This is a genomic window from Microcystis sp. M_OC_Ca_00000000_C217Col, from assembly GCF_007095585.1.
Lineage (GTDB): Bacteria > Cyanobacteriota > Cyanobacteriia > Cyanobacteriales > Microcystaceae > Microcystis > Microcystis panniformis.
Genome location: NZ_SFBV01000083.1, coordinates 1 through 2992, shown reverse-complemented (window position 1 = coordinate 2992; position 2992 = coordinate 1). Strand labels below are relative to the sequence as shown.

At 45.4% G+C, this 2992-nt stretch carries 1 protein-coding gene and 1 pseudogene; both read right to left on the bottom strand.

Translation table 11 applies throughout. The annotated features are described in order from the left end of the window. Nucleotides 1–2303: glycogen/starch/alpha-glucan phosphorylase (locus EWV66_RS04685; protein ID WP_287108813.1), on the bottom strand; the 2303-nt coding region annotated here is incomplete at its 3' end. A gap of 162 nt (nucleotides 2304–2465) precedes the next feature. Then, nucleotides 2466–2618, bottom strand: a pseudogene (locus EWV66_RS04680) (RNA-binding protein); the annotation flags it as partial. Nucleotides 2619–2992 lie beyond the last annotated feature (374 nt).

Here is a 2992-nt window from a genome sequence, read left to right as displayed (position 1 = left end):
GAATCAACGATCGGCCTGAATAATTCCGTGTCACCATGGCTAAAATAACCACTCTTGATTCGATCGATCACTCCCTTCAATTCGCGATTATTTTTGTAATAGCTCATCGGTTCATAACCGTGGGCCTTTTTAGCATAAACTTCTTCTGCTGTCAAGCCAAAAAGGAAGAAATTTTCTGCCCCTGCTTCCTCGCGAATTTCGATATTAGCGCCGTCCAGAGTCCCAATGGTGAGGGAGCCATTCATGGCAAACTTCATGTTACCAGTTCCGGAAGCTTCCTTACCCGCCGTAGAAATCTGTTCGGACAGATCCGCCGCCGGATAGATGCGTTGACCCAAAGAAACGTTAAAGTTAGGCAGGAAAACCAATTTTAAACGACCTCTGACATCAGGATCCTTATTAACAATTTCAGCTACAGCATTAGTTAACTTAATAATTAACTTAGCCATAAAGTAACCGGGGGCTGCCTTACCACCAAAGATAAAAGTGCGCGGCACGATATCGATCTGAGGGTTCTGTTTAATGCGATTATAAAGGGCGATAATGTGCAGAACTGCCAGATGTTGGCGTTTGTATTCGTGAATCCGTTTTACCTGCACATCGAAAATCGAATTAACATCCACCTCAATATTGCGGGTTTTCAGCATATAAGCCGCTAAATCGGCCTTATTCGCCTGTTTAATTTCATACCAACGCTGACGAAATTCAGGATCATCAAGGTATTGTTCCAGTTTTCGCAATTCCTTCAGGTCTTTTAACCAATTATCGCCGATTTTTTCGGTAAATAGTGCCGATAATTGGGGGTTGCTCAATAAAATCCACCGGCGCGGGGTGACACCATTGGTTTTATTGTAGAATTTTTCTGGCCAGAGCATGGCAAACTCTTTCAGGGTGTCTTTTTGCAGTAACTCGGTGTGTAAAGCCGCAACTCCGTTAATCGAGTGACTACCCACACAGGCTAAATTAGCCATGCGAATTTGTTTATTACCCCAACCAGCTTCTTCAACTATCGACAATTTGCCCAATAATTCCTCGTTATCGGGAAACCAAGTCCGCACATCGTCGAGGAAAAAGTGATTGATCAGGTAGATAATTTCTAGATGTCGGGGCAGCAATTTCCCGAGCAGATCCGCCGACCAACGTTCTAGGGCTTCCGGCAATAGGGTATGATTGGTATAAGCGAAGGTTTTTTGGGTAATTGTCCAAGCTTTTGACCATTCTAAGCCGTTTTCATCCACTAACAAACGCATTAACTCAGCGATCGCAATGGCGGGGTGAGTATCGTTCAGTTGAATAGCGGCGGTTTCGTGGAAATTTTGCAGATTTTTGTGGCTTTTTAGGTGAATGCGAATTAAATCTTGCAGGGAAGCGGCCACAAAAAAGTATTGTTGGGCCAGACGTAATTCGCGACCGGCGGGGGTGTTATCGTTGGGATAAAGGACTTTAGAAATGGTTTCCGCGTCCATTTTTTCAGCCACGGATTGATCGTATAACCCGGCGTTAAAAGCCTCAAAATTAAACGATTCACTCGCTTCTGCTTTCCAGAGACGCAAAGCGTTCACCGTGTTGGTTTTGTAACCCGGGACGGGGGTATCGTGGGGAATGGCTAAAACCCGACGTTCCGGCAGCCATTGGACCCGTTCCTGTCCCTTATCATCGTGATAGATTTCCGTCCGGCCTCCCAGTTTTACTTCCACACTTTCATCGGGACGGGGTAATTCCCAAGGATTGCCGAAGCGTAGCCAGTTATCGGGGATTTCCACCTGCCAACCGTTTTGGATCATTTGATGGAAAATGCCAAATTCGTAGCGGATACCGTAACCGATGGCGGGAATTTCTAGGGAAGCGAGGGAATCGAGGAAACAAGCCGCTAAACGCCCTAAACCGCCGTTTCCGAGGCCGGGATCCGGTTCCTGTTCGATAATTTCCTCAAAATCAAGACCTAATTCCTCGATCATCTCTTTGATTAGGTCGTAAATACCCAAATTAGCGAGATTATTGCCTAAATACCGCCCCATGAGGAATTCGGCGGAGAAATAGCAGACGAGTTTAACTTTTTCTTGTTTGTAGGTGTCGGTGGATTTCAGAAAACGACGCAGGAGGCGATCGCGAACGGTGTAGGCAAGGGCGACATAGTAATTGTAGGGACTGGCATCGGTGCGGTTAACCCCTTGCAAATAAAATAGATTGTCCAGAAAAGCCCGTTTTAGGGTTTCGGGACTCATGCCCGTGCGATCATCTTCAATTAAAGTGGGGCATTGAAGTGCTTCAGGCCCATCAGCTAGGGTATAGGTTGTCTCCATGGGTTTTTGTTGTCCATATATTCGGGAGTCGATCGCCGATCAGACCTGATGACGATATCCTTTATAGTTTACTTGTTTGGTTTTGAGAGGAGCAGCGATCGCAATTGCCGACAAAAAAGGGTGAACCCTGTCCACCCTCCCACAATTATTCACAAAAAAAGCTTAATAGCGTTTTTTTCTGTCACCACCACCACCACCATTGAAGGGCGCGCGCTCTTCACGATCGCGGGCCTCGTTAACTTTAATTGATCGCCCCATCCATTCAGCACCATCCAGGGCGGCAATTGCGGCGCCTTCCTGGCCTTTATTTTCCAGAAATCTCGTAAGAGAGATTACCAACAAAAATAGACATAATACTTGAATCCTCGAACAATACTCGAAACGGTGTGGAGACACAAAATTCAGGGAGAAGCCGAACAATACTAAAGTAAAAAACTTACCGGATTAATACTGGAAACGAACTTGAACACCAATCTTGACTCTCGCCTCGATCATAACACAGAAAGAGTTGATCGCCGATCAGAATCTGATGGCGATATCCCTTATAGTTTACTTGGGGTTTGCTGAATAACTGGACTTCCCCCATACATAAATACTAGAAAATTAACAAAACCCTTACTGCAGGTCGCTTCTAAGAAAAAATTGAAAAGAGGCTACTGGGTACATTTTTCACTTGAAAATGACTGTAC